Annotated in this window: 12 protein-coding genes; 2 read left to right on the top strand and 10 right to left on the bottom strand. The window is 58.9% G+C overall.

Features of this window, described 5'->3' with window-relative positions:
- Positions 1-40: 40 nt before the first annotated feature.
- Positions 41-5,770 (bottom strand): DUF11 domain-containing protein, encoded by a 5,730-nt coding sequence (locus K227x_RS27595; protein WP_218933589.1) that lies wholly within the window; start codon positions 5,768-5,770, stop codon positions 41-43.
- Between the two features lie 168 nt (positions 5,771-5,938).
- Complete coding sequence (locus K227x_RS27590) at positions 5,939-7,267, bottom strand: BBP7 family outer membrane beta-barrel protein (protein WP_246146333.1); 1,329 nt, start codon at positions 7,265-7,267, stop codon at positions 5,939-5,941.
- Between the two features lie 307 nt (positions 7,268-7,574).
- Between K227x_RS27590 and K227x_RS27585 the strand changes: the two genes are divergently transcribed.
- Positions 7,575-11,336, top strand: a complete 3,762-nt coding sequence (locus tag K227x_RS27585; RefSeq protein WP_246146332.1) for a secretin N-terminal domain-containing protein — start codon at positions 7,575-7,577, stop codon at positions 11,334-11,336.
- A 78-nt stretch (positions 11,337-11,414) separates the two neighbouring features.
- Positions 11,415-12,281 carry a hypothetical protein gene (locus K227x_RS30945; protein WP_218933588.1) on the top strand — a complete coding sequence of 289 codons (867 nt, stop codon included), beginning with the start codon at positions 11,415-11,417 and terminating at the stop codon, positions 12,279-12,281.
- 34 nt (positions 12,282-12,315) lie between these two features.
- Here the strand turns inward: K227x_RS30945 and K227x_RS27575 are convergent, their stop codons facing one another.
- The 8 genes from K227x_RS27575 to K227x_RS27540 all read right to left on the bottom strand — a co-directional run bounded on the left by K227x_RS27575 (position 12,316) and on the right by K227x_RS27540 (position 21,031).
- Complete coding sequence (locus K227x_RS27575) at positions 12,316-13,203, bottom strand: ABC transporter permease (protein WP_145175654.1); 888 nt, start codon at positions 13,201-13,203, stop codon at positions 12,316-12,318.
- A 112-nt stretch (positions 13,204-13,315) separates the two neighbouring features.
- Entirely contained in the window at positions 13,316-14,293 is a 978-nt protein-coding gene (locus K227x_RS27570) for a cytochrome c (RefSeq protein ID WP_246146331.1), read from the bottom strand.
- Between the two features lie 53 nt (positions 14,294-14,346).
- A complete protein-coding gene (locus tag K227x_RS27565; RefSeq protein ID WP_145175651.1) occupies positions 14,347-15,069 on the bottom strand; it encodes a pyridoxine 5'-phosphate synthase in 723 nt (240 codons plus the stop codon).
- A 445-nt stretch (positions 15,070-15,514) separates the two neighbouring features.
- Positions 15,515-17,119 (bottom strand): Rne/Rng family ribonuclease, encoded by a 1,605-nt coding sequence (locus K227x_RS27560; RefSeq protein ID WP_145175648.1) that lies wholly within the window; start codon positions 17,117-17,119, stop codon positions 15,515-15,517.
- A gap of 143 nt (positions 17,120-17,262) precedes the next feature.
- Complete coding sequence (locus K227x_RS27555) at positions 17,263-18,063, bottom strand: TIGR03936 family radical SAM-associated protein (RefSeq protein ID WP_145175645.1); 801 nt, start codon at positions 18,061-18,063, stop codon at positions 17,263-17,265.
- Between the two features lie 79 nt (positions 18,064-18,142).
- A complete protein-coding gene (gene ptsP / locus K227x_RS27550) occupies positions 18,143-19,888 on the bottom strand; it encodes a phosphoenolpyruvate--protein phosphotransferase (protein WP_145175642.1) in 1,746 nt (581 codons plus the stop codon).
- 346 nt (positions 19,889-20,234) lie between these two features.
- Positions 20,235-20,552, bottom strand: a complete 318-nt coding sequence (locus tag K227x_RS27545) for an HPr family phosphocarrier protein (RefSeq protein WP_145175639.1) — start codon at positions 20,550-20,552, stop codon at positions 20,235-20,237.
- Positions 20,552-21,031, bottom strand: a complete 480-nt coding sequence (locus K227x_RS27540; protein ID WP_145175636.1) for a PTS sugar transporter subunit IIA — start codon at positions 21,029-21,031, stop codon at positions 20,552-20,554. The genes K227x_RS27545 and K227x_RS27540 overlap by 1 nt, the downstream gene beginning before the upstream one ends.
- Between the last annotated feature and the right edge of the window lie 295 nt (positions 21,032-21,326).

Below are 21,326 nucleotides of genomic sequence, written 5' to 3'. Positions count from 1 at the left end.
GATTCGGTCCGTCGAAACTTTGATTTGGTTACGGTCTGGCCTATCGCGACAGGAACAGTCGCTTGGTCAGCGTCCGCGGGGCGCGGATGATCAAATCGGTTTGATCGTCCTCGCCCACTTCGTCGTTGCCCGGCGTACTGTCGATGTCGAACTGGTCGGCTGCGATGACCTGAACGGGAATCGTTTTCAGTTCGCGATTTTCGACCACGGCCCGAACGGTCAGCGTCGCTGTCGCGCCCACACCTAGCGTGCCGATTTCCCAACGTCCGCTGACCGGGTTGTAGCTACCGATATCAGGCGTGGACGACACAATCCGCAGTCCAGCCGGGATCATCACCGATGTGACCACACCGGTCGCGGCCACGTTGCCAGAGTTTTGGGTCAGGAAGGTCATCAGGATTTCGTCCCCTTCGACCGGGGCGTCGTTGTCGACGCTTGCGGACACGTCCAGGTCAATCACCACCGGCGTGATCAGAACCGACGCGATGTCATCTTCCGCGGCGACACCGTTGCCGGGCGTGCTGTCCGGATCGAACTGCCTAGCCAACATGATTTCGGCGGTGTTGGTCGATGGCTGCGGCGAAGTCGCTCGGGCATCGATCCGCAGGGTTGCGTTGGACGACGATGAAACGCTGGCAAGCGTCCAGATTCCGTTGGCCGGATCGTAGCTGCCCACACTCGGATCGGCGGAGACGAACGTCAAGCCGCTGGGCAAGACGTCGCGAACGCTGATGTCGGTGGCCGTGCTGGGGCCTGAATTGGTAAGTGTCAGAGTGAAACGGATGACTTCGTTTTGGGTGGGGGCCGATGTGCTGGCGGTTTTCGTCAGGCTAAGGTCGGCCACCTGGGTGACGAATTCGACACTGGCTTGATCGTCTTCACCGGCGTCATTGTTGCCCGGCGTGCTATCGCGATCCACTTGGTCGGCCGCAGTGATCTCGGCCGTGTTCGTGGCGCCGCTGATTTGGCCGACGGTGGCGTTGATGGTCAACGTCGGGGCGGCGTCTTTGGCTACGTTGCCGACGTTCCACAGACCACTGGCCGAGTTGTAACTGCCCTGGCTGGCGATGAAGTTTTCGAAGACCAGGCCGTCGGGCAACCGATCCGTGACCGCTACGCCGGTGGCGTCCGATGGGCCATCGTTCGAAAGCGTCAGCGTGAAGGCGATGGTATCACCGACATTGGGTGCCGGATCGTCTAGGACTTTGCTGAGCGCTAGGTCCACCAATTGAGGCGACAGGGTGACACTGGCTTGATCGTCCTCCGAATCATCCCCGTTGCCCGGGGTGCTATCGGGATCGAACTGGCTGCTGGTCAGCACTTCGGCCGTATTGGTGCGATCGGTCAACGCAGCCACAGCGGCGCGGATGTCCAGGGTGGCCGTGGCGCCGGAGGCCAGGGAGTCGATGGTCCAAATTCCGGTGGCCGAGTCGTAGTCGCCCACACTGGGTGACGAACCGACGAAGTCCAGTCCCGCGGGCAAAGAGTCTCGCACCGTGATCTGCTCGGCTGTATCCGGGCCGGCATTGGACAGCGTCAGCGTGAAGGTGACTTCCTGGCCCACGTTGGGGAGCGAGTCGTCAACCGTTTTGGTTAACGAAAGGTCGGCACTGGCCGGGGTGATCGACACCGAAGCCAGGTCGTCTTCGTTTTCATCTTGATTGTCCGGCGTGCTGTCGGAATCAAATTGGTTCGCGGCGATGACTTCGGCGACGTTTGTCACCGCATCCACTTGGGTCACGGTCGCCGTGATTTCGAGTGTCTCGGACGATCCGGCAGCGATCGCGCCCAGTGACCAGATTCCGGTGGTCGCGTTGTAGCTGCCCACCGACGCATTGCTGTCGACGAAATTCAGCCCGGCAGGCAACGCGTCGCGAATCACAACACCCGTTGCGTCGGAAACCCCATCGTTTTGGGCGGTGATGGTAAACGTCACATTCTGGCCGATCGCGGGCCGATCCAGCGAAGCCGTCTTCTGTAGCGACAGATCGATCACCGGCGGAGTCACGCTAGCGGATGCTTGATCGTCTTCCGCTTCGACGTTGTTGCCCGGCGTCGAATCGGGGTCGAACTGATCCGATTGGCTGACGCGGGCGGTGTTGGTCTGGGTGCCCTGCCCCGTGATCGTGACGTTGATGCCAAGCGAAACGGTTTCGCCGCTACCAACGCTGCCGATGTCCCAGATGCCGGTGTCGGCATCGTAGGTGCCTGCGCTTAACGTCGTGGAATCGAACCGCACTGCGTCGGGCAACAGGTCGCTGACCTGAACGCTCGTGGCGGGGCTGGGGCCATCGTTTGTCAGCAGGATTTCGAACGTCACTTGATCGCCGACGTTCGGTGTATCGTTGGTGACCGTTTGGACCAGCGACAGGTCGGCCACCGGTGTGCTGATCGTGACCGAGTCCTGGTCGTCTTCGTCGATATCGTTGTTGCCCGGCGTCGAATCGGTGTCGGGTTGATCGGCGGCCGTGATCTCGGCGACATTGATGGTATCGGTCAGGACTTGGTCAACGCGAACGACCAGTTGAAGTGTCGGCTGGGTCGTGATGCTGACGTTTCCGACGGACCAGACGCCGGACGAAGTATTGAAGCTGCCTTGACTAGGAGTGCTGTCGACGAGCGTCAGGCCGGCCGGAAGCACGTCGGTCACTCGGACGCCGGTCGCATCGCTTGGGCCCGCATTGTCGACGGTGATCACAAACGTGATTTCGTCCCCGACGTTGGGGGCGGTGTCATTGACGGCCAAGGAAAGCGACAGATCGATCTGTTGGGCTTGGATCGTCGCGGTCGCGATGTCGTCTTCGTTGGCGTTGCCGTTGCCGGCGACCGAGTCCGGGTCGGATTGGTCGACGCTGATGATTTCGGCGGTGTTCGTCGTCATCGACGCGGTATCGGTGACCGCGGTGATCGTCAACGTTTCGGTGCTCGACAAACCGACCGATGGGACCGTCCAGATCCCGGTGATCGAATCGTAGCTGCCCACCGATGGGTTGGATGAAACGAAACGGGTGCCGGTGGGCAATTCGTCTCGGATCGATACGTTGGTGGCAACATCGGGACCATCGTTGGTCACTCGGATGGTAAACACTACGTTGTCACCGATGTTGGGTGACCCGACGTCGACCGTTTTCGTCAGTGACAGGTCGGCGCTGGCCAATGTGATGGACACCGCCGCCTGATCATCTTCGCCCGGATCATCATTGTTCGGTGTGCTATCGGGATCGAACTGGGTCGCCTGGATGACTTCGGCCGAATTGGCGGTCGCAGGCTGCGAATCGACTCGAACGCGAAGTTGCAGCGTCGCGGGCGAATCGGCTGGGGCAAGCGACGGAACCGACCAGTTGCCGTCGGCCGACGTGTAGGTGCCGACGCTTTCGGTCGCCGACAGGAATGTCAAACCGGTGGGAAGCACGTCACGCACGATGATGCTGGTGGCGGTATCGGGACCGGCGTTGTCCAGCGTGATCGTGTACTGGATTTCGTCGCCGACATTGGGCCGCGGCGTGTCGACGCTTTGGGTCAGCGACAGGTCGATTGCCGATGGAGCGACCGTGGCGGAGTCCTGGTCGTCTTCGCTGGGGATATCATTGCCCGGGGTGCTGTCGGGATCGAACTGATCCGCTTCGATGACTTCCGCCGTGTTGGTGATCGCGGTCGATGATTGAACTCGCGCTCGGATGGTCAACGTCGGCGCATCCGTCGTGGAAACGTCCCCGATGACCCAGCGACCTGTCGTGTCGTTGTAGACTCCCGCGTTGACGGTCGAACTGATCGATTCCAGTCCAGCGGGCAGCAGATCCGAAACGACGACGCCCGAGGCCGGGGCTGGTCCCTGGTTGCTAATCGTGACCGTAAAGATCACTTCGTCACCAACGTTCGGCGCTGGATTGTCGACCGTTTGGGTCAACTGCAAATCGGCAACCGGCGTGACGATGGTCAGCGACGCCTGGTCGTCTTCGTCCGCGTCGTTGTTGTTGGGGACGCTATCCGAATCGGTTTGGTCCGCCGCGGTCACTTCGGCAGTGTTGATGAACGATCCGCTTTGGTTGACCACCCCGGAAAGCGAAAGTGCAACCGAACCGCCGCTGATCAGTGATGGAACCGTCCAAATTCCCGACGACGTGTTGTAGTTGCCCTGGGATGGGGTCGCCGTGGTCAACGTCACCCCGGCAGGCAACAAATCGCGGACCGAAACGTTGGTCGCTGTGCTGGGGCCATCATTGCGCAAGGTGACAACAAAGGTGACAGTGTCGCCGACATTGGGGCTGGCGTCGGCGATCGTCTGGGTCAGCGACAGATCGATGGTTTGCGGGGCGATCGCGACAGATGCTTGATCATCCTCACCCGCCAATTGGTTGTTTGGCGTGCTGTCGGTGTCGAATTGGTCCGATGCGGTGATTTCGGCGGAGTTGGTTTTTTCGCCAACCGAAGTCACGGTGCCGGTGATGGTCAAGACCGCTGGGCTGCCGACGGCGACACTGCCCACGGTCCATCGCCCGTTGGCACTGTCGTAGCTGCCGTTGTCCGTTGCGAATCGTTCAAACTGGATACCGCTTGGCAACAGGTCTGTCACCACCACGCCGGTGGCCGTGTCGGGACCGCTGTTGTTGATCGTCAACGTGAAGGTGACTTCTTGATTCAAGTTGGGCGACGGATCATCGACCGTCTTCGAAAGACTTAGATCGGCCTGATCGAAGTTGGCGAAGTTTGCCGTTTTGACGATCGTCCCAACGGCGCCGACCAATTCGGACGCGCCGTTGACGTCGACGACCGTCGTTGCGATTTCTAGTTCGATCGCGCCAACGTCGGTGAAGTCAGCGCCGCCACCCGATGTGGATGTGAAGGCAGAAAAAGGAATGAATTCAGCCGACTGGAAGGTGCCCTGCGTGACAGGAATCGGAATGGTCGCAGTGCTGAATCGATCGGCCGTTCCCGCGATGCCATCGTTGCTGTAGATGCGTACGATCGCATTCCCGCCGGCTAGGTTTGCCCGGATCTGCAGCTGCAGTCCCAGCGCGTCCGTGGTCAGGTTGACGCCCCCTAGCCCTGTGTCGTCGATCGCGATGGCGCCGTCGACTCCGTCCCACGTGACCCGTCGTGTTCCCAGTCCCGTGGCGGGCGAATTGAATATCAATTGGTTCGGAAGCAGCGGATCGTTCACGCTAAGTTCGACCGACCCGTCAGCACTGGTCTTGTTGACGATCAAATCACGTTCGCCACCAATGACCTGGGCGCTGTCGGCCGCGACGAAGCTGGTCACAGGAATGTTGTCGTTGGTGGTGTCGGTAACCTTCTGGGCGGCGGTGTTGAAGGTGTCGATCGAAGTCGCGATCCGGCCTTTGACGTCCTCGGTCGAAATCGTGATCAGCGGCGATACCGATCGCAATAACGCGTGTCCCGAAACGGTTTGGGCCGGTTGCAACACGAAATAGTCGCCCGCCGTTAGACGTTCGAATCGGTAGTTCCCGTTGCTGTCCGTCATCGCCATCGCGACTTCGACGTCACCGGTGCCCGGTTCGAACACGCCGTCACCGTCGTCGCGATAGATGTCCAAGGCAGCGCCAGAGACTTCTTCGCCAACGTCGTAACCATTGCCCGAAAAATCATCGAACACCTGGCCAACCACATCCGCCAAGTCGATGGCGGCGACCAACAGCCGGCGATCTTCTAGCGATTCCAGCCGTGGGCGGAATCGATGTTGGGGCGATCGGTTTGCATCGCCAAGAAGTCGCAAAAGAGAATCGCGGAGCCGCTGCGTACGCCGTTTCATTGCCATCATTCCAGAAGACCAGGATGCCACTCAAATCGCGGCGATAGTCTAACGGATGGCAGGGAGGTTTAGGCACCCTGGGTTGATTGAAATGAGTTTGCGGGCGTGGTGCTGGGGCGGACCGCTTGCGGAAGCCGTTGTTTCCACGGTCGTTGGTGGATCGGGCGATCAGAACCTAAGTTCGGCACCCAGGTTCAACCCATGGGCCCAGTAGTCGGATTCGATAAATTTGAATTCGGGGCGTCGTCCATCGGATACCAATGGATCGGCCTCGGGCGGCAATAGGTTGCTATCAATGTCGGTATCGATCTGGCTTCCGGCACGCACAACGCTTGGGAAATACAGCATCGAATACCCGACGGTTGCATCTAACCAATCGGTCAATCGGACACCCAGGGTAAAGCCGACCTCGGGGACCATTGTGAACTCGTCGCGTTCATAGCGTCCGATGTTGCTTCGTTGGGCAAGCAGGCCGCCGGTGAATTGGTCGGTGGTGCCATTTTCGGTCCGCGTGGTCGTGCCGTTGATGTCGACGCGTTGGTTGTTGCTGCCAACGGCGACTCGAAGCATCGATTCCAACCAAGCCCGACGGAAATTGGCTTGGTGGATCACACCGAGCTGCAGACCGTTGAATTCGTTGCTGGTTCGAAACGATTCGTTGATGGCGATCGTGCCGGGGGACGACGTGATTTCGGATGTGATGTTTTCGGAGATACCGATTTGATCTTCTAGCTTCAGGTATCGGTATCCGATGATCCAGTCAACGCGGTCCGATTCCCCGTCGGGGTTGCAGATTCCGATCGGGCAAAGTCCAGCGCGAGCATTGATCAGGAACGATTTCAGATCGCTTTCGGACCCCACGCGAACGTTCCCGGACACCAAGTTGGGGTACGAAATCAGTTGGGCGGTATCGATTCCACGGCTGGCGTCAAAGAATGGCCGCGCGATGATCGGCGAACCATCTCCGCTGGCTTGGAATCCATCATCCTGGCTGCCTAGCAACTGAAAGAATTCGCTTTCGATGGCGAACGCACCCTGTGCGTTCAACCAGAAACCGGTTCGGAACCGGACTCCGCTGGTCGAGTCATTGTTGATTTCACCGCCACCGAACAGGGTGCGGGTTCCGGGTTGTCCCAGAATCCCAGCGCTGGTTCGGGCGGTCCCGTCGGGGCTGGTCGTTACCAGCGCAGGCACGTCCATGCCTTCGGTCCACCAATGAAGGTAGTCGGCACGAATCCAAAGCCGGTCGGCGATCGCCATCGGCCCGGGGACGTAACCACCGATCATGTTCCCGCTGGGGAATGGGTTCGGTGGCAGCCATCCGCCTGCTTGGGTGGTGCCCATCGCGTACGGGTCGGCGCCGGAAATATTGTTGTTGACCACCACAGGGCCATATCCGGGATAGGCCGTTTGAGCGCGGGCATGCGATGTCGTCAGCGTGGGGGTGACAACCAATACCAGCAGTATGGCGGCGTAGATGGACCGTCGAGGGCTCAAGCGGATTCTCCTCTGAACTTTCTATTTCTGACCGGTTTCGCTCAAGAAATCCGGCATTTGAACCGGACGGTCGCCAATTGGAGGTACCCGCGTCAAGGCGGAATCCGTCGCGACTGGCCCTACGGCACCAAAGAACAGGGGGGATCCGGTGGAACGGATCATTTTGACTGTAGCGATTGTGGCGCCTGCGACGATGAATCCGAACATGCGGGCGAGCGTTCTCGGAGGCCTGCATGATGTGAGTTCAATTTACTCTTGGTCGTAAAGGTGGACGCGGATGCGCCGCTTCATTGCTATTAGCTTTTTGGTGTCAGCCGGCTTTGCTGGCTCCGCACCCTCTGCGTTCTCGCAAGAATCCCTTGCGTTAGCACCCGCGGGCGCCTCCCAATCGTATGGAAACACGCCACAACTGCCGGCAACGGATGCGGCAAGCCGTCCTCAACTGAGGAAGCTTGCGGTTCCGCCACAGCATGCGAAGTCCATCGCGACCAAGCTGAGCTTGCAGTTCCGCGAAACGCCGATGGTGCAGATTGCACCGGATGTCAAAAACAAGCAGTTGGTGGTGATGGCACCCGAAGCGATGCAGCAAAGCATTGCTCGCGAGGTGCAATCGTTGCTGGCGTCGCACATGGAAGAGTCTGCGTCCCCGGAAGGGCGAAGCCCGATTCGCGTGGCGTTCAAGCAGATCACTTGGCGAGAGTTCGAGGACGATCTGCAGGGTCTTTCCGACACACCGATTCCGGTCACGACCAGTCAAAACGGTGAACGAGCCGCGTTCCAGTTGGCCGCCGTGCCACTTGGTGGTGCCACGGTCGAAGTGGACCGACGCAATAACTCCGTCACGGTCGTTGCACCTACCGCATCGATTGCTGGTTGGGAAAAAATGATCGAGACATTGGATCACAGTCGTCGAGGCGGCGATCAAGTGACCAATGTGATGCGGTTGAAGAACGCCGAGCCGGCACCCGTGCAGCGAGCCATCCGGTTGCTGAAGGAACTGGAAAGCCATTCCGCCGCCGCAGCCCCGGTCGCCGCTGGGTCGCCGTTCCGCAACGCCGTCTTCCAGCAACCCGCCGTCGGCGGACAGGCCGGTGGTGCTGCGACCGCGGATGTCTCGGTCGAAGTGGTCCCCGAGGAAGGTGGCGCCGGTGTGATTGGCGACACGCAAATTCAGTTTGTTCCCGAATTGGGAACGATCATCATCCGTGGTGCCAAACGAGACGTGCAACGCGTCATGGATGTGATCAAGCAGATCGAAGAACAAAGCGAAATCACCAAACCCGAAATCGAAGTTGCCGAACTGCAACATGCCGATAGCAACGCGGTTGCGACTTTGTTGCAGCAGCTTTACACCGACGTGCTGTCGGCTCGCCAAGGCGAAGTCAGCATCACATCGTTGGATTCGCCCAACGCCCTGTTGTTGATCGGACGCGCCGAAGCCATCAAGAGTCTGAAAGACCTGATCGTCAAAATCGACCAACCGGTTTCCGAAACCAGCCGACTGCGGATCTTCCGATTGCAAAATGCATCCGCCGTGGATGCCGAACAAACCATTCAAAGCTTCTTTGCCGATCGCCCCGGTGCGGGTGACGATTACCGTCCCGGTGTTGGCCCACGTGTTCGCGTGCTGGCTGACTATCGAACCAATTCATTGATCATCAGTGCTGCACCACGTGACATGGAAGAGGTCACGCGGCTGATCAACGATCTAGACGTTCATCAAGTGGCATCGCAAAACCAGATCAAGATTTTCACGCTGTCCAATGCGGTCGCCGAGGATTTGGCACCGGTCATTCAAGAAGCCATCAATGGCGAAGGCGAAGGCGGCAGCGATAACATGACCCGGCCATCGGCCACCCTTTCGATCGTTAGTATCGATTCCGAGAACAGCCAACTGTTGGATTCCGGGATCTTGGCAGGTGCGGTCATCACAGCCGATACCGGTGCGAACTCAATCGTGGTTCGGGCACCCGCGGCCAGCATGGCTTTGATCGGTGAATTGATCCGCCAATTGGACCGTGCACCCGGCGTGGAATCGTTGGTCAAAGTGTTCACGATCGAAAACGGCGACGCGTTGCAGCTAACCGCCGCCTTGCAGGACCTGTTCGGTGACGAAGCCGCGACCAGCGGAACCAGCGTGGGTGCAGGGAACTTGGGTGGATTGCCGTCGTCGAGTGCGGGTGGCGACAATTCGCTTGTGCCGCTGCGATTCAGCACCGACCAGCGTACCAATGCCATCATTGCCAGCGGTTCGTCGTCGGACCTGGAAGTGGTCGAAAGCATCCTGTTGCGTTTGGACAGCGAAGGTTTTGCCGAACGGATCACCGAAGTGATTTGGTTGCGGCACCAAGCGGCATCCGACGTCGCAACCGCGCTGACTTCGTACGTTCAACAACGAACGCAAACCGTCAACACGATCCAACAGTTCCAACAGGGATTGGGCCCTTACGATCTTCCCGATCGTGACTTGATCGTCGTGGCCGAACCGGTCACCAACAGCATCCTGCTAAGTGTTTCCCCACGGCTTTACGAAGATGTCCGTCGGCTGGTGGATCGCTTGGACCGTCGTCCACCGATGGTCTTGATCAAGGTGTTGATCGCCGAAGTGGCGTTGGACGATGCCTTCGAAATCGGTGGCGAAGTCGGACTGCAGGATTCCTTGGTCTATGACCGTGGCGTTGCTGCCGGTGCTTTCCCCGGTGCCACCCCACCCAGCACACCTGGATACAATTTCAATAACGTGGGGCAACCGAACCTGAATTCGTTCGGGCAGGGCAATGTCGCGGGCCGCGGTGTATCCAGCTTCGGTGTTGGTACGACCAACTCGGCACTGGGATATGGTGGCTTTGTGCTCAGTGCGGCCAGCGATTCGATCAGCCTGTTGCTGCGAACGTTGCAAGACGCCAATCGATTGCAGATTCTAAGCCGACCGCAAATCATGACGGTCGACAACACCGAAGGCTTTGTCCAAGTCGGGCGTCAAGTGGCTCGGATTCGTGACGTCACCCAGAACGTTTCGGGGTCCTTGGTTTCGACCGAAGACATCGAAGTCGGTTTGATCCTGCGGATTCGACCTCGCGTCGGGTCGGACGGACTGATCGTGATGGACGTCGACGCAACTCGATCGGCTCGTGACAGCAACAACGGCACGCCGATTCCCGCCGGTGACGGATCCGTCGTGATCATCGACGACATCCTGCGAACGACTGCCCAGTCGGTGGTCGCCGCCTATAGCGGTCAAACGGTTGTCTTTGGTGGATTGATTCAGAAAGAACGTTCGAACTTCAGTCGCCGCGTGCCTTACCTGGCGGACATTCCAATCCTTGGATACATGTTCAAGTACGAACAGGAAGTCGAATCACGGAAAGAACTGTTGGTCGTGCTGACCCCGATGTTGGTGACCGGCGAAGAAGATCTGGAATACGTCAAGCAAGTGGAATCGAGCCGCATGAGCTGGTGTTTGGCCGACGTGGTCGAAGCCCATGGTGACGTCGGGCTTAGCGGTGGCTACGGATTGTGGGGACCCACCACCGGTGCGGTCATCTATCCAGACCTGCAGCCTACCGTGGACGAAGTGATCATTCACGATTCGTATCCCGCCGGCAGCGATCCTACGATCTACGATTCAAGCTTCGGTCCGATCAATGGTGGGATGCCGAATTCACCATCCGTGATGGTCCCTGGTGACGTGGGTGCGACGGGAACGCCGATCTATAGCCAACCGTATGCCCAGCCCGGTGTGTACGGGGCGCCTGCGGGATCGACACCGATCACGCCTTCGCCGATGGTCACACCTGCACCGTCGATCGCCCCAGCCGGCTCCGGTCTAAGTGCCCCAGGTGCATTCGTGCCCGCGGCCCCAGGCGTCCCGGGGGCTTCGGCTGTCCCGCAAGCCTTGCCGGGAGCAACATCGTTGCCGACTCCATCGGCTTCGATGGGCGCTGCCGGTACCGCAAGTCAAGTCAACTGGGTCGATCAAGTGCAACCTGAATTCCGTTCGGGTGCAGCCAATCGTCCGCGTCCCGTCCGAATCGGCACTGCGTCCAGTGGAATCAATGGCAGCCGGTGATCGCCCCGCAGCGATTGCCACGTGTATCAGCCAGTTCCAACGGACATGTTTCTGACCCCATCATGAACGGATTCAGTGATGCGTATCTCACGACGTAAGTTCGCCGCTTCGGTCGCCGTACTGATTTCGATCAGTTCGGTAGGCTGCACGACGTTCAACAAGAAGACTGCCAAGAACGACGATTCGTTCTTTGATCGATTGCCGTTCGTTGGCAAAGGCAAAGCGGATGAACCGCCGGAACCGTATCCCAATCCTGCGAAGATGGCAGCGACTTGGACACCGGATACGTTGGTTCAAACCGGTCGAACCCCGACTCGTGGTTTCGGTGGCCGTGTCTTCTTCTATGACGAGAAGTCACGCGCTGTCCCCGTCGAAGGCACGTTGATCGTGCATGGGTTTGACGATTCGAAATCCGAATCCGGAGACCCATCGGACAAGAACGCGAAGCGATTCGAGTTCACGCCCGAACAGTTCACACGTCACTTTAGCCAGACTGACCTTGGCGCATCGTACAGCGTGTGGATCCCGTGGGACGCGATTGGCGGGTCCCAGCGACGGGTGTCGTTGGTGACGTCGTTCAAAACGGTCGAAGGCAAGCTGATCCAAGGCATTCCGGCGACGGTTCAGTTGCCCGGGACGACAGAGCCCAAGACTCGCGAAGACGAATTGGCCGGCATGTCGCCTCAGTACCGCCAGTTCCGGCAAGCGGCTGGCGAGGTGACACCCAAGTCGGGATTGACGACCACGACCATCTCGCGACGTCGCCTTCCCGGCCAATCGGAAGGGGCGCCGGGGATCAACGTGCCCGGCAAGCCCGGGGTTCCAGCAACCATGGTGGCTGGAAGCAACGAAACGCCATCGGTTGACATCCAGATGATGAAACGAGCCGCCCGACCGACATCGTCCGTCATGCCAGCCAGCGCGACGCTTCCCGACGGTTGGTAAGCTCGGGTCCAGCATCCAAGGTCAACTGGTCGCGTCAGGCACCCACCGACGCGATCAGGAAGGCAGCGGAGATGCCGCCCAGGATGATGCTACCGACTAAGTACTTCCAGGTTTCGCGTCCGTTCTTGAAAACGTGATAGATCACGTAGAACGGAACGAACAGGGTCAGCAAGCCTTTGACGATCTCTTGCTTGAAAGCGTGCACGACGATCATCAGGTAGGCGCCCTGGGACGCCAGATAGAAGGCGACGCCGCAAAGCATCAGAAACGTTTGCATCGGATTGAACGAGATCGATTCGTCGATGCGGCGCGACGCGTTGACGGCCAAAACCGCGATGCTTAACCCGCTGACGATCATGAACAGGACTAGCGACAGCATCCACCATGGCATGCCGGAGCCGTCCAGAACCGCTTTGTCCAGTGCGGCCGCTTTCGCCATGTCAGCCTTGGCTTTTTGCAGTGCCAGGGTTCCGTGGCTGATGTCGACGCCGGCCGTCTTGTGGCCTTCCAGACGAGCGCCCGATTCTTTGTTGAATCCACACTTGGTACACAGCACCGATCCGGCTGCCATTTCCGATCGGCAGTTGGGACAGATCTGAGCGACCTGGGCCGAAAAGCCCTCTTCGTCGAACATCTCGTCCATCATCCCCGGCTGTTGGGCAGCAGGGATTTGGGGGGCTGCCGGACGTGGCGCTGGTTTGCCCGCCGGTTTGGCACCGCCCGGTTGAGGGGCCGATCGCTTGACGCCGCCGGCCGGAGCTTTGCCACCCTGACCATTTCCACCCTGACCATTTCCACCCTGGGCAGTGGCAGATGGAACGCGGATGACGGTGGCACAGCCGGGGCACTTGACCGCTTTGCCGGCCGCTGTGTCGGGGACATTCAGGGCTTTACCGCACTGACATTTGACTCGGATCGGCATGGACGGGTGCAGGCGGCAAGAGGATCGAAGTGGGGGTGTCGGATCAGCAAAAAGGGACTGCAATGGTGCGGCGCCGATGCTACGTCGTCCATTCTACTTGGCCGAGCCGACCTTATCGATACTGTTCATGACAAGCGTCGCAGCGTTGGCGGATCCCAGCGGCACTGCTGCGAGCCGCTTCGAAGTCGCGACGTTCGATAGCGGCGACGACTTTGCTGGTATCGCCCATCATTTCGTGGCTCAGTTTGACGTAGTCTTGGTCGTCGGCTTCGTCCATGCCTTCCTTGGTCAGCACTTCCCCCAAGGTCGACAGCAATTCGGCATCACGTTTGATGGCGTCGGCGTTCTGTTCGACCGCCGCCACGTCTTGGCTATGGTCTTCCAGCGATTCGACCAGCCGTTCGGCGTATTCCATCAACGGCGATCGGTCGGCGATGTCGGACCAAGTGTTCTCGGGGGCCGCGTCTCGCGCGGTCAGCCCTGCCCCGGAAACCAGGTCTTGCAAGTCGGCTTTGCGAAGCTTGGCTTCGTTGTAAACCTGGGTCGACCCAGCTTTGCAATTGAACGCCGTCCGTGCCAGCAGGTCTCTAGCGGCAGCCGATTCGTCTTTCCACCGGACGTCGCCGGGGTGTTCGACGATCACGGCGAATAGCGTAGCTAGGATCGTCAGGTCCAGTCGGGCGTCTTGGTAGCCACCGCTGTTGAACGCGCCGGGGGTAGTGATGGTCGCATCGAAGCGCAGCCGAACTCGTTTGATTTCATCTTCGATCGAAGTCGGCGAAATCAGTTTTCCCCAGCCGCCGTTGGCATCGGCCTTGGCGGTACTGGAGGAAGATCCGTCTTTGCTCGGCGCGGCCTGCAATTTGGCGGCCGCTCGCAATGACGAAAGCGATGGTCGCTGGCCTCGGATCGCTTGCCCCATGTCGTCAAAGAAGATCCCACGAAGCTGGTCGCCTGAAACCTTAGGTGGCGGCGCCCGGCGTTCGTCGGCATAGGTGCCCATCGGTGCAACCATCGTTGTGGTGGCAAGCGTCGAAGCAAAACAGCATGCCACGACCGATCGGCGAGCGGTCTGCTTCCAAGCCAACATGCTGAATTCCTAAAACGGACGAACTTCGAAGAACACGGTCACACCATTCTAGTTCACGGCGAGCAAAGGTCCAAAATTCGTCGCATCTCGGCGACGGCTTCTTTCATGCCCACCATCACCGCGCGGCTGACGATGGAATGCCCGATGTTCAATTCGATCATGTCGGGGATCTTGGCGACGTCGCGGACATTGGTGTAGTTCAGCCCGTGCCCGGCGTGCAAACGCATGCCCAGGCTGGTCGCCAATTCGCCCGATTCGGCTAGGCGTTCCAGTTCGCGTTTCTGGTCGTCGCGGCGAGCGATCGCGTACGGTCCGGTATGCAGTTCGACCGCATCCACACCCATTTCCGCCGATGCCCGAATTTGGTCCGGATCGGGATCGATGAACAGGCTGACCAGAATGCCGGCGTCCTTCAGTCGTGCCACCGCCGCCTTGGCTCGGCCGGTATCGCCGACGACATCCAAGCCGCCTTCGGTGGTCACCTCTTGCCGGCTTTCAGGCACCAGCAGTCCCCAATCGGGCTTTGTCTGGCAACAGATTGTGACCACGTCTTCGGCACACGCGATTTCCATATTGGTCTTCACGGTCACCGTTCGCTTCAACAATTCAACGTCACGATCTTGGATGTGACGCCGGTCTTCGCGCAGGTGAAACGTGATTCCGTCCGCCCCGCCCTGCTCTGCCAATGCAGCCGCAATCACAGGGTCGGGCTCGAAGGTGCGACGCGCCTGGCGGACGGTCGCAACGTGATCAATGTTGACGCCAAGTTCAATCATAGGACCAAGTCAGCAGTGGTGGAGAACTAGGGATAAAAGAGGGGAGGCAGAAGCACCTGGATTTTCGATTCGCGGAACTCGTCAAAAGTTTGTCGATTGAGTCCAGTTTCTAGTTCCAATTTTATCCGCTGGGGCGATGGCCGCGGTTCCTATGTGAGGTAACCGAGGCTATCGCCTAGCGGCTCATTCATCGACAAGCTTTCAACGGCAATGGTGAGCCGCTGGCCGTGAGGCCACGGGCATTTGCGGAGGATTCCCGGCCGCTCACGCGATCACGGCTCATTCAATCGACAAGCTGTTAACGGCAATGGTGAGCCGCTGGCCGTGAGGCCAAGGGCATTTGCGGGGGATTCCCGGCCGCTCACGCGATCGCGGCTCACTCAATCGACAAGCCGTCAACGGCTTCCGCTGCGTATGGATCCCAACGTTCCGTTGAGACGGAATACTAGGAATCGATCTCGACTCGTTCGCCGTTCTTGTCGCGGCAATCCAGTTCCAGGTGTTCTGGATACAGGGCTTCGCTGCCAAGAATTTGGACGGACATCTTGCCGGTGTCTTCCAACTGCATCACGTCGCGACGTTTGCGGTTGTTCAGGTGAGCGGCAACGTGATCGTTGACGCGGATGGTGACACGTTCGATGTGCGAATTCTTGGATGCCAACGCCAGCGTCCGGATGACTTCGATCGACATGCTTTCAGCCGTCTTCACCAAGCCACGTCCTTCACAGCACGGGCAATCGTTGTAGATGCTGCGTTTCAGACTCGGACGAATTCGTTGACGAGTCATCTCGATCAAACCGAACGGGCTGGTTCGCAGGATCTTCGTTCGGGCTCGGTCGTTGGCCATCGCGTCGCGTAGAGTGCGTTCCAGTTTGCGACGATGACTTTCTTTCCGCATGTCGATGAAATCGTTGACGATCACGCCGCCCAGGTCACGCAGTCGTAGTTGTCTCGCGATTTCTTTGGCGGCCGCCATGTTCAATCGGAATGCGTTTTCTTCGGCCGAATCGTTGCCGCGGAAATTGCCGCTGTTGACGTCGATCGCGACCAAAGCCTCGGTCGGATCGATCACGATGGATCCGCCGTCTTTCAGTTGAACCTGGCGTTGGTTGATCTTCACGATCTCTTGTTCCAGGTCGTACTTGTGGAACAACGGCACGTCACTGTCATAGAACTTCAACCGATCAACGACTCGTGGCATGCACATCTTCAAAAAGTCGCGCGCCTTTTCATACGATTCCCGTTCGTCGACCAAGATTTGATCGATGTCATCGCTGTAGATATCGCGAATCGTACGGATGATCAGATCACTTTCTTCGTAGATCACGCCCGGTTCGTTGGAGGTCTGGATTCGTTTGACGATCGACTTCCACAAACGCAATAAGTACTCGAGATCGTTTTCCAGTTCGTTCTCTTTACGGCCGGCCCCAGCGGTACGGACGATGAACCCCAGACCCTTCGGTGGGTTCAACGCCAACAGACACCGTTTCAGCCGTTTGCGATCGTCGTCGTCTTCGATCTTGCGGCTAACACCAACGCGAGCAAGCGATGGCATCAGTACCAAGTAACGACCCGGGATCGAAATGTAGGTGCTAAGGGTTGGTCCCTTGGTTCCGATGCCTTCCTTGATGACCTGGACCAGGACTTCGTCGCCGCGGCGAAAGATTTCTTGGATCGGTGGTTTGACGCGGGGGCGTCCGCCTTTGAATGCGTGCTTGCTGCCACGGCCGGATTCGCGTGCCCGCTTCGCAGCCGCTTCGGCCATCTCGTCGGATTCGCGCATCACCTCGGCTGGGTCGTATCCACCTTGGCGAAAGTACTGTGGTTCGACGTCACTGATGTGCAGGAATCCGTTTCGTCCGACACCAAAGTCGACAAAGGCCGCTTGGATGCTGGGTTCCAGGTTGACGATCTTGCCACGGTAAATGTTTCCGGCGAACGCTTCGACGCTTTTGCGTTCCATGTACAGTTCGTCTAGCCGGTCATTTTCTAAGACTGCAATGCGGCATTCTTCTGGCTGCAGCACATTGATCAGCATTTCTTTTTTCATCGAAAAGCACCTCTTACGGGTGTTAGGTCGGCTTGATGCGATTGCAAATTTTGCGTCAATCACATGGACGCCAACGGTGATAGTGTTTTGTTAAACAGTGTTTTGGTAAATCGGGAACGTCGAACGCCAAGTCGGCATCCGCGTTACACGGGTGTGGTGCAATTCAAACTCGCCGCGGCGGCTTGGTTGATTGCGATCTCTTGGTCTTGGCTGGTCTCGAATTCGTTTTCTAAGTGGACGCCGGTGCGAGTGATCTGCGATCCGTTCGCGATCCAATCGTCCAACCCCAGTAGGTTCAGGACATCGTCGAGTCGTAGCGATGCGGTGTTGCTGGCCAATAGCGACAGTGCGATGGATTCGTCTTCCACCTGTAGAGCCGCGATCTGTTGATCGATGGTCAGCGTGACTTGTTTTTTCTTGCGGGGGATCGTCACGGTGTCGCGGGCCAGAAGCGCGGTGACGTTGGACCGGATGTTGTCCCAGTCGATCGTGATGGGCGATTCATCCAAACCCGTCGGCGCCGATATGACATAGTCGGTACGCACCAATTGGGCTTTGCCGAACCCATCGGGCAAACGTTTGACACTGATCAGGGTCAGCCCGGGTTGGTTGTCGGCGATCAATCGCTGCAGCAGTTCGGCGGGCGGCAGGTCTTCGGCCAGTTCCAGTTCCATCACTTCGCTGGTGCCCTCGATGCCCAACGCCATCGCCGACGGGAACACAAATCGCGGCTTGGGATTGAACCCTTCGGTCATCGATATGTTCAGCGACGCACGTCGCATCAAGCGTTCCCAAAGTCGCAACAAATCCATGTGTCCGATCCATCGCAACAGCCCCGTCTTTGCGAACCGGATGCGGTACCGAATCCGCAGCGGTGCCGTTTCGGGCGCCACGCTATCGGGATCGACGGTGCAATTATCGGGAGGTGTGGGGACGTCAGTCACAGCAGGGAGATGGTGGGGCGATGGAGAGAAGTGGGATGTGCGCTAGGCGGGCAGTTGGGCTTCGGGTGAAAACGGTTGGTCAGGTAACGATCAGTTCGGGCACCAGCGTGGCCAAACGGTCCAACAGGTACATGTCGACATCGCGGGCAGCTTCTAGCTTCATCACGCGTTCAGCAATCTGTTGGCATTGCTGGATTGAAACGCTGCGAATGGCTTTCTTGACTCGCGGCAAACTGGATGGCGGCACGCTGAGGTTGCGGACGCCCATCCCCAGCAGCAACAACGCTCGCGCTGGCATGCTGCTCATTTCGCCACAGACCGCTAACGGCGTATGCGATTGGTCAGCGATTTCGACGCATCGCTGGATCAGCCTTAGCACTGCTGGGTCGCTGGACTGGTACAGGTCGGCGACATATTCGTTGCTGCGGTCGACGGCCAAGGTGTACTGGGCCAGGTCGTTGGTGCCGATCGAAAGGAAGTCGACTTCTTTGACAAAGTGATCCAGCATCATGACGGCCGCAGGCACTTCGACCATCATGCCGACGGGAATGTCCGCGCGGTACGGGATGCCTTCGTCTTTTAGGTCTTCGGCGACTAGGTTCAGCAGCATTCGGGACTGCCGCAGTTCGGCCATCGTCGTGATCAGCGGGAACATCACACGAACGTCACCGTGGACGGCGGCCCGCAGGATCGCTCGCAGTTGAGGGCGAAACAGGTCCAGGTTCCGTAGTGATAGTCGGATGCTTCGCAGACCCAAGAACGGGTTATGTTCCTGTTCGGCCAGTGGGCGGTGCCCCATTTTGTCGGCGCCCAAATCCAACGTGCGGATCACGACCGGTCGCCCGCCCATTTCGCGGACCACTTGGCTATAGGCGTTGTAGTGGTCCTCTTCGCTGGGCTCTTCTTCGCTGGACAGGTAGAGGAATTCGGTTCGGTACAGTCCGATGCCATCGGCACCACGTTCCAGTGCCGCGCTGGTTTCGTGCGGGAATTCAATATTCGCGCTCAGACGAATACGAACTCCGTCGGCCGTCTCGGCCGGCAAGTCACGCAGTTCCGACAGGCGGGCACTGAGCGAATTGCGTTGTTCCAGCCGCTGTTGATACTGCAGCAGGGTTGCTTCGTCGGGGTTGATGATCACGCGTCCGCGATCGCCATCGATGATCACTTGGTCGCCGGCGCCCACCGAATCCAGGAACGCACCGATACCGACGACGGCAGGCAGTTCCAACCCCTTGGCGACGATCGCCGTGTGGCCGCCTGGTCCACCGGTTTCGGTGGCGAATGCACGAACGTAGCGGCGATCCAAACTGGCTGTTTCGCTGGGCGTCAGGACATGTGAAACGACGATTACCGGTTCGGTCAATTCGGACATCGGGCCGCGGGTGACGGCACCTAGTTCCAACAGCAATTGCTTTTCGATGTCCAGCACATCTTCGGCGCGATCGGCCAGCAGCGGATTGGAGAGCCTCCGCAGGGCTCCGGCATAGTTGTGCAGAACCCGGTTGACCGAGTAGGCCGCCGTCAGGTTTTCACGGCAGATTCGTCGCCGCAGTTCGGCATGCAGGCGGGGGTCATGCAGCATCTGCAATTGGGCCGCAAAGATGTCGCCGGTGTGTTCGCCGGCAACGGCCGACGTTTCCAGGCGGCTGTTTTCCAGGCAGGCCGACACCGCATCGACGGCTAACTGCAGGCGCGCGTACTCCTGATCCGCCTCTTCGGCGGGGACCACAGAGCGAGGAATTTGATAACCATCCGCATCCAGCACTAGCGCTGGGCCGATAGCGACTCCTGGCGAGACAGGGATGCCTTGCAGTTCGACCATCGTCGTAAGATGGATCTGGACTCACGTGCTGGCGAACCAGGATCAGCGAGCAGCGGAGAATCCGCCGTCGTGAAACCGTTCGCCCGCGTCGGGGGCCGCTCCTGCAGCCTCACTTTCGTGACACGATCCATCGAAATTGTTCGGTATTTGATTAGGTGGTGTGGGCGTTGAGATTCACAGCCGTGACACCGTTTGGGTGTCAGGGCCGGGATCAAGCGCTGCGTTGGAAACGGCTTTGCGGACGATTGGCTTTCGCGTCAATATCGTCTGCCCAAGCGCAGTTCCATGGCGGGCAATGCGGCAGCAGTTCGGGGATCACCGGTACGAATCGTTTCGGAATCGGCGATCAGGAATCTACCGCAGGCTTGACCCCTTTCATCTCATCGGTGTCATCAAACCCCGCCTCGAAAAGCGCGGTGATTGCGTCGATCGCAGCAGCAGCGTCTTCACCCTCGGCAGCGACGGAAAGCTCGGTTCCCTGCGCAGCGCCAAGCGTCAAAAGCGACAGAATGCTTTTGCAATCGACCCATTCACTGTTCTTGCCGATCCGAATGGTTGCATGAAATTTGTTGGCCATGCGGACCAACAAATCCGCCGGCCTGGCATGCAGGCCCTCGGCGTTTTGGACAACCACTGTTCGGGTAAGCGAAGCGTCGTTACTCATTAGCCGGACACAAATTGATTGTCGTCGGCTTCTTGCAGCAATTGCTGGATGTCCTCAGGCGTTTTGCTCTGCTTCAGGAATCGGCAAAATGCGTCGTCGCGAAGTTGTCGCGAGATGTTTTCGAGGGCCCGCAGGTGATCGCCGGGGCGTTCCGGAGGGCTGATCAGCAGGAAGAACAGTTGGACGCGTTCGCCGTCAAGCGAATCGAAGTCGACGCCCGACTCGCTGACACCGACGGTTCCCACCAGCTTTTGAACGCTGGGGTGTTTGGTGTGCGGAACGGCAACGCCACGGCCGATGCCGGTGCTGCCTAGTTCTTCACGCTTCATGATCGAGGCAATGATGTCCTCGCGTTGATCGGCATCGATTTCGCCGGCGTCAAGCAACGCTTGCACCAATTCCTCGATGACCGCGTCTTTGGTTTGGGACTTCAGTTCAGCCCGGATGGCCGAAGTGGTAATAAAATCTGCGAACTTCATTGGGGTGCGATTCCTCGTCTGGAATTCTCGGTTGAGAGGGTTTACCGCCTTGCACTGTTCTTGCATCGACCACGGATGGGGAACCGATTTTTCGCTTTTGTCGTTCGTCGTTTGAAAACGCTGGCTGCGCGGGTGCAGGTCAGTTTGACAAAAGTCGGTCGGTATCCCGTCGGTGATGAAAGCGGTGTGCGTCGGTGGCGGTGATCGCCGCTAGGGTCAAAGATGAACAAGGCATGCCGTCGGAAATCCGTCGCTGAATGCGGATTGCAAACGCCGCCTGAGGTCGTTGACGGCC

This window comes from Rubripirellula lacrimiformis (assembly GCF_007741535.1).
Classification (GTDB): Bacteria; Planctomycetota; Planctomycetia; order Pirellulales; family Pirellulaceae; genus Rubripirellula; species Rubripirellula lacrimiformis.
The sequence above is the reverse complement of the archived record's forward strand: the minus strand, read 5'-3'. Positions and strand labels throughout refer to the sequence as shown.

What these genes read in the sequence shown, in the direction of transcription:
- K227x_RS27595 (WP_218933589.1), bottom strand. Translation starts at nt 5,770, where the DNA reads ATGAAACGGCGTACGCAGCGGCTCCGCGATTCTCTTTTGCGACTTCTT.
- K227x_RS30945 (WP_218933588.1), top strand. Translation starts at nt 11,415, where the DNA reads ATGCGTATCTCACGACGTAAGTTCGCCGCTTCGGTCGCCGTACTGATT.
- K227x_RS27575 (WP_145175654.1), bottom strand. Translation starts at nt 13,203, where the DNA reads ATGCCGATCCGAGTCAAATGTCAGTGCGGTAAAGCCCTGAATGTCCCC.
- K227x_RS27570 (WP_246146331.1), bottom strand. Translation starts at nt 14,293, where the DNA reads ATGTTGGCTTGGAAGCAGACCGCTCGCCGATCGGTCGTGGCATGCTGT.
- K227x_RS27565 (WP_145175651.1), bottom strand. Translation starts at nt 15,069, where the DNA reads ATGATTGAACTTGGCGTCAACATTGATCACGTTGCGACCGTCCGCCAG.
- K227x_RS27560 (WP_145175648.1), bottom strand. Translation starts at nt 17,119, where the DNA reads ATGAAAAAAGAAATGCTGATCAATGTGCTGCAGCCAGAAGAATGCCGC.
- ptsP (WP_145175642.1), bottom strand. Translation starts at nt 19,888, where the DNA reads ATGGTCGAACTGCAAGGCATCCCTGTCTCGCCAGGAGTCGCTATCGGC.
- K227x_RS27545 (WP_145175639.1), bottom strand. Translation starts at nt 20,552, where the DNA reads ATGAGTAACGACGCTTCGCTTACCCGAACAGTGGTTGTCCAAAACGCC.
- K227x_RS27540 (WP_145175636.1), bottom strand. Translation starts at nt 21,031, where the DNA reads ATGAAGTTCGCAGATTTTATTACCACTTCGGCCATCCGGGCTGAACTG.